This is a genomic window from Anaerolineae bacterium (assembly GCA_014360855.1).
Taxonomy (GTDB): Bacteria; Chloroflexota; Anaerolineae; order JACIWP01; family JACIWP01; genus JACIWP01.
In genome coordinates, this window is record JACIWP010000186.1 from 1 (window position 1) to 6,358 (window position 6,358).

Annotated in this window: 7 protein-coding genes; all 7 read right to left on the minus strand. The window is 62.8% G+C overall.

The genetic code is table 11. The annotated features are described in order from the left end of the window. A partial coding sequence (locus tag H5T60_10355) for a preprotein translocase subunit SecA (protein MBC7242832.1) occupies nt 1–1,437 on the minus strand: 1,437 nt, incomplete at its 3' end. An 86-nt stretch (nt 1,438–1,523) separates the two neighbouring features. Continuing rightward, entirely contained in the window at nt 1,524–2,480 is a 957-nt protein-coding gene (locus H5T60_10360) for a ribose-phosphate pyrophosphokinase (protein MBC7242833.1), read from the minus strand. 263 nt (nt 2,481–2,743) lie between these two features. Further along, a complete protein-coding gene (locus H5T60_10365) occupies nt 2,744–3,370 on the minus strand; it encodes a M48 family metallopeptidase (protein MBC7242834.1) in 627 nt (208 codons plus the stop codon). Beyond that, entirely contained in the window at nt 3,333–3,902 is a 570-nt protein-coding gene (locus tag H5T60_10370) for a sulfite oxidase-like oxidoreductase (protein ID MBC7242835.1), read from the minus strand. Before H5T60_10370 ends, H5T60_10365 begins: the two co-directional genes overlap by 38 nt. 18 nt (nt 3,903–3,920) lie before the next feature. After that, nucleotides 3,921–4,580 (minus strand): Crp/Fnr family transcriptional regulator, encoded by a 660-nt coding sequence (locus tag H5T60_10375; GenBank protein MBC7242836.1) that lies wholly within the window; start codon nt 4,578–4,580, stop codon nt 3,921–3,923. Between the two features lie 39 nt (nt 4,581–4,619). Then, entirely contained in the window at nt 4,620–4,889 is a 270-nt protein-coding gene (locus tag H5T60_10380; GenBank protein MBC7242837.1) for a thioredoxin family protein, read from the minus strand. Between the two features lie 159 nt (nt 4,890–5,048). Next, nucleotides 5,049–6,358, minus strand: a 1,310-nt coding sequence (locus H5T60_10385) for a hypothetical protein (protein ID MBC7242838.1), incomplete at its 5' end; no start/stop codon positions are given.

Sequence of the window (6,358 nt, forward strand, 5' to 3'; positions counted from 1 at the left end):
GTTCAGTACCACGTGCTCGATGCCGCGCGCCTGGAGCATTCGGCTCAACTCTTCCGACTTCTCCACCGAAGTGGTGCCCACCAGCACCGGCTGGCCGCGCTTGTGCGCTTCCTCAATCTCCCGCACGATGGCGCGCAGTTTGGCCTGGCGCGTGCGGTACACCACGTCCGGCGCATCAATGCGGATAACCGGCTTATGCGTGGGGATGACCACCACCTCGAGTTTGTATATCTTATGGAATTCCTCGGCCTCAGAGGCGGCCGTTCCGGTCATGCCGGCCAGTTTGGGATACATGCGGAAGTAATTCTGAATGGTGATGGTCGCCTGGGTGACCAGGCGGGGATGGATTTTCAGGTTGTGCTTGGCCTCCAGCGCCTGGTGCAGGCCGTCGCTCAGCCGGCGATCGGGCATCAGCCGGCCGGTGAATTCATCTACCAGCACGATACTGCCGCGCTGGATAATGTAGTCGCGCCCCTCGCGGAAGAGCACCGCCGCCTTCAGCGCCTGCTCCATATAGTGCACATAGCGCTGGTTGACCGGGTCGTAGATGTTGTCAATGCCGGCCATCTCCTCCACCCGGGCCAGGCCGGCCTCGGTGAGATAGACCGTGCGCGCCTTCTCATCCACCACATAATCGGTGCCGGCCTGCAGTTTGGGCGCGATGCGGGCGAACAGCTTGTACTCCTCATCGCTCTCCTCTGACGGGCCGGAGATGATGAGCGGGGTGCGCGCCTCGTCAATGAAAACATTGTCCACCTCGTCCACGATGGCGTAATACAGGGGGCGCTGGACCTGTTCCTCCAGGGAGTAGGCCAGGTTGTCGCGCAGATAGTCAAAGCCGAACTCATGGTTCGTGCCGTAGGTGATGTCGGCGGCATACGCCTGCCGGCGCGGCACCGGCCGCAGGTGCTTGTACTCGCTCTTGGTATATCCCGGCTCGTACAGGTACGATTTGTTGCTCTGCTGGAGCAAGCCCACGCGCAGGCCCAGCAGATGATAGATGGGCCCCATCCACACCGCGTCACGCCGCGCCAGATAATCATTGACCGTCACCAGGTGCACACCCTTGCCGGTCAGCGCGTTGAGGTAAATGGGCAGGGTCGCCACGAGGGTCTTGCCTTCGCCGGTCTTCATCTCGGCAATTTTGCCCTCATGGAGCACGATGCCGCCCATCAACTGTACATCGAAATGGCGCATGCCGACGGTACGCTTGGCCGCCTCGCGCACCAGCGCGAAGGCATCCGGCAGGATATCGTCCAGGGTTTCGCCGCGCTGCAGCCGACCGCGCAGGATGTCGGTCTGCGCGCGCAGTTCCTCGTTGGTCATGCGCTGGTACGTGGGCTCCAGGGCATTGATCTGCGCGACAATCGGCTTCAGACGCTCGATCTCTTTGGCATTGGGATCGCCAATGATCTTGCTTACCAGGCTCCTCAACATACGGACAGCACTTCCTCTCTATGCGGTCATCCTGGGGATGGCCGCGATTTCAGATGTATTTACCGGCCGGCTCGCCGGCGCGGATATTATTCGTTGAACAGCGCGCCCACCGAGATGCCGAGGTGAATGCGCCGGATGACCTCGCCCAACAGCGGAGCGATGGACAGGATGGTCATGTTGGGCAGGCGCTTCTCGGGCGGGATGCGCACCGTGTTGGTCACGACAATTTCCTTGAGCGGGGCCTCCCGCAGGCGCTCGGTCGCCGGCGGCGACAGGATGGCGTGCGTGGCGCAGGCGTAGATATCGCGCGCGCCCTTCTCCACCAGGAAATGGGCCGCCTGGGTCAGCGTGCCGGCGGTGTCAATTTCATCGTCGAAGATGATGGCGTTCCTGCCGGCCACCTCGCCGATTAGGTTCAGCATGGCGGTCTTCTTGCCGTCCAGCGAGCGCCGCTTCTCCACAATCGCCAGCGGGGCATTCAGCTTTTCGGCGAAGTTGCGGGCGCGCCGGCTGGCCCCGATGTCCGGCGCCACGATGACGACATCCTCCAGGTTCTTCTCGACGAAGTAATCGCTCAGCAGGTGAAAGGCGGTGATCTCATCGCCGGGGATGTCGAAGAAGCCGGTGATCTGGCCGGCGTGCAGGTCCACGGTCAGGAAGCGGTCGGCGCCGGCGACAGTGATGAGATTGGCCATCAAGCGGGCGGTGATGGGCACGCGCGGCTGGTCCTTCTTGTCGGTGCGGCCGTAGGCGAAATAGGGCACGACGGCGGTAATGCGGCCGGCGGAATCCCGCCGCAGGGTGTCAATCATGATCAACAGTTCCATGATGTTCTGGTTCACCGGACTGTTGCCGGTGGGCTGGATGACGAACACGTCCTTCGCCCGCACGCTGGAATGGAGCCGCACGAACAGGTTCTCGTTGGGGAACTGGATGATATCCCGCCCCCCCAACGGCACCCCTAGGTATTGGGCAATCTCCTCGGCCAGCTCAGGATTGGCCGTCCCGCTGTAAATCGCCAGCTCACCATACATCTTAAACATATTTGGCCCTCCCCAGGCACATATCGCTGTAGCCATACTTCCAGCGAAGTTCATTATACTATAGGGAGACAGAATTGCGAAAGTTTCGAGCGATGCCGTGAGAAAGGGGTCTCGCCAGTTCCCCCATGCGCCGCGGGTGCGACGCGGCGCTTCATGGGGAAAACAGGGATAATGAGAAAGAAGCACCCACCGCGAGGATGAGGAAGCGCTGGACAAAGCAAGAAGCAAGTGACAGTCACCTGCGAGGTGACTGTCGCTTGCTGTCACTTGCTTTCCATCCCTTCCGCGTCTTCTGCGTCTGCCTCTACGTCTATGCTCGCCATGTCCACGCCGGCCGCCCAGGCCACACCCAACAGGAATCCGCGCGCACGCTCTGCCAGCGGATAGCGCTTCATCAGCTCGCGGAAGCGGGCATTATGGGAGGGCTCCACCAAATGGGTCAGCTCATGGAGCAGGACATAGTCCAGCACCCAATACGGCGCTCTTCGCAGACGCTCGGAGATGCGTATCTCGCCGGCGGTGGGCGAACAGCTCCCAAAGCGCTTGCGCTGATTGGAGGCGTAATACACCGACTGGAAGCTCAATTTGCCGTCGAAATATCGCTCGTTAAGCTGTTGGGCACGCAGTAACAGGCCGGCATCGCTCTGGGGTGTGCGCCGGCGCATACGCCGGCGAATATACCCCTGGGCCTGCTCCACCGCCTGCTGGATCACATCTTCCAGCGCGGCATCCGGCATACTCGCCGGCACATGCAGGATCAGGAGCATGCGATCGGCGTCCAGGTCAAAGGTCACGGTCCGCTTGCGCCGGCGCTCCCGTAACACCTGGATCGTAAATCCATCCCTGCTCAGCTCAACCGTATCGCTCTTCTTTCCACGGGTCCCCGTCATTATGATATCCCCTGGATTCCCAGAAGCCTTTGCGGTCCCGTGCCATCAGCTCGAACCCACGCACCCACTTGGCGCTTTTCCAGAAATACAGCTTAGGCACCACCAGGCGGAGCGGATAGCCATGCTCCGGTGCCAGCGGCGCGTCCCGATAGCGATATGCCAGCAGAACATCGTCATCCATCAGCCGCTCCAGCGGGAGGTTGGTGGTATAGCCGTGCTCCGCATGTACCAGGACGAACCGTGCCTCGGGCAGGGGCTGGGCCAGGGCCAGGATATCGCGCGCCGGCACCCCCTCCCACACGGTGTCGAGCACGCTCCAATGGGTGACGCAGTGCACGTCGGCGACGATGCGCTTCGCCGGCATGGCGAGAATATCGTCGTAGCGCAACTGCAGAGGATTGGCGACCAGCCCAAAAACGCGGAAATCCCAAGTTTTGGGGTCAAATCGGGGCACCGGGCCGTAGTGCAGTACCGGCATCTCATCTTCCAGGTACTGCCCCGGCGGCAGGCGTTCGGCCGGCGGTTTTGCCATCCTTCCCCTCCTTGTTGGTCATGCTTCTGCGCTGGCGATCGACCGCAGTCCTTCCAGGTCCAGAATGGTGATGCGTTTGCGCCCCAGGTCAATCAGCCCTTTTTCCTTGAAGCTGTTCAGCACCTGCGTGGCGGTCTCGCGATATGTCCCCACCGTCTCGGCCAGGTCCTGGTGGGTATATCCCTGGATGACCTTGCCCTCCTCCTGTGCCAGGCGCACCAGCAGGGAAGCCAGACGCGCCGGCACGCTTTTGAAGGCCATGTCCTCCAGGCGCGCTTCCACCTCCTGCAGGCGCCGGCCGGTGACTTCCAGCAGGCGCAGGGCCACCTTGGGCTTCTCCATGATGAGCCGCTCCACATCCGCCCGGCTCATCACGCAAATCAGGCAGTCATCCAAGGCTTCCGCAAAGGTGTTGTACATGCGCTGGCCGACCAGCGACATCTCCCCGAAAATCGTCCCTGGCTCCAGGACATCAAGGACCAACTTCTTCCCCTCCGGCGAGATGCGGTACAACTGCACGCGACCCTTTTTCAGGAGGAACAGCACCTCCCCCATCTCGTCCGGGCGGTAAAAAATCTTGCCCTTTTGCACCGCGCTCATCGTGGTGATGCGGTCCAGCTCTTCCAGTTCACGTCCGGTCAGGTCGCGGAACAGCTCTATCTGCTGAAGATAGCGCATTTTCTCAGCCGACTTCAGGCGCGACATATCTCTGCTCCTTTATCCTTCGCCGGCCAGCGCCTGCCGCACCACCCGCTCCAGCTCCTCCCGGCGGGGATTCCCGTACGCCACTAGCCGGCCGTTGAGGAAATACCCCGGGGTAAACAGGACCTCTGCTTCCCTCGGCGGAAGTGCCGCCGGCGCATCCACATCAATCACCGTTACATCCAGCTCCGGGAACGCATCCGCCATCTCCATCGCCAGCTCCCGGGAATAGCGCGAAGTGGGACAATGGCTGGCAATGTACACCAACAGGGTCGCGGCAGGCATCCAGCACATCCTCCTGACCGCCGGCGGCGCCGGCATGGTCGAGCAGTAAGATACCGTCAGTGTATGCCGTGCCGGCCCTGTCTTCTGTATGATCCCCTACAATGCATTATACACCAACCGGCGATTTTCCCCAACCGCCTCGGAGCGGACGCGGCACAGTTACGGCCGGGCCTGCCACGCAAGGGCGCGTAGTTCGAGATACGCCTGGGGGCGGGTGAAGCCTCCCCCAATGGCGATGGTCGCCGGCCAGGTCTCCGACAGCATCTCCGCCGCCGAGCCAGGCGGTGCTCCCTTGACCCCCACCGCCGCATGGCTCCAGCGAAAGCGCCCGCGCACACTGCCGGCCAGGCCGAGGGAAGCCAGCGCCTGCGCGGCCGGCTCGCTCAGGTTCATGGATGCCTCATCCATTGCCGCCACCGCCACGACAGCTCCCGCCGGCACTTCCTCGAGAAAGCGCACCAGCCGCTCGGATGCGGTAGGGTCCAGATGGGTATCAAAGCTGGCCGCACTCCGGAGCGCGCCGCTGGCCGCATCCAGCACGACCAGATTGTAGCCCCGCTGATTGGGGGAAACGTCTCTGCCGTTCACATAAATATGGCCGAAATCCCCCACCTCCTTGCCGGCACTGCGCACCGTGATATGGGCCGGCGAAAGGACCCCGGTGCGGCCGATGGCACGCTCGTCCGGCGGCGCCAGCCCCTCGTCCACTGGGACAGGTACCTTGGCCTGGAGCCAGATATCATTGACCCCCGGCCGGACACAGGATGCCGGCACCGGCAGGGTAAGGGTCTGCCACGCCGGCCCAACTGTTTTCTCCCCCAGCCGGCAGTCGTTCACCCAGACCGTCAGCGGCTGAGCGGTGGGAGCGCGGAGCTCCAGGCTCAACGTCATATCCGCATTCGGGAGCGGCGCCAGCAGGCGCGCCCGCGCAGTTTCCATCCAGACCGACCCGCCGGCATTCGGTTGGCTCCACCCCTCCCCCAACATCAGCCGGCCGATCGCAAGGCGCGGGGAAATCGTCCCCGCATCCTGCGGGGACAGGCCGTCCACGCGATACAGGCGGTAGGCTTCATCCTCATAGATGACCTGCCCCGGGAGAACCTGGCGCACGTACTCCTCCAGAGCAGGGCCGGCGGTCGGCTTGTGGAGCATGATATAGCGGATGTTGAGGAAGCGAAGCACCTCGGGAGCTATCTCCCGGTCGCCGGCGACGACCTCCGCCGGCAGGGCATGCCCGCTTTCCAGGGAGATCAGGCTGTTCAGCACCGGCACCTCGGTGAAATACTGGAACTTGTGCTCCGGGTTGCGAGAGGTATTGCCTCCCAGCAGGGGCAGATGATGAGACGTCTGGTAGAACTGGGCATACATGAAGATGGGATGCAAGATGCCGGTGATGCGGAAGCCGTTGCGCCAGGCAATAGGGAGGTCCAGCAGTGCCGGCGGATGGGAACCCTGTGCCTCCCTGCCGA

Coding starts and splice junctions, on each gene's coding strand:
- H5T60_10365 (MBC7242834.1), bottom strand. CDS start 3,370: ATGACGGGGACCCGTGGAAAGAAGAGCGATACGGTTGAGCTGAGCAGG.
- H5T60_10375 (MBC7242836.1), bottom strand. CDS start 4,580: ATGCGCTATCTTCAGCAGATAGAGCTGTTCCGCGACCTGACCGGACGT.
- H5T60_10380 (MBC7242837.1), bottom strand. CDS start 4,889: ATGCCTGCCGCGACCCTGTTGGTGTACATTGCCAGCCATTGTCCCACT.
- H5T60_10370 (MBC7242835.1), bottom strand. CDS start 3,902: ATGGCAAAACCGCCGGCCGAACGCCTGCCGCCGGGGCAGTACCTGGAA.
- H5T60_10360 (MBC7242833.1), bottom strand. CDS start 2,480: ATGTTTAAGATGTATGGTGAGCTGGCGATTTACAGCGGGACGGCCAAT.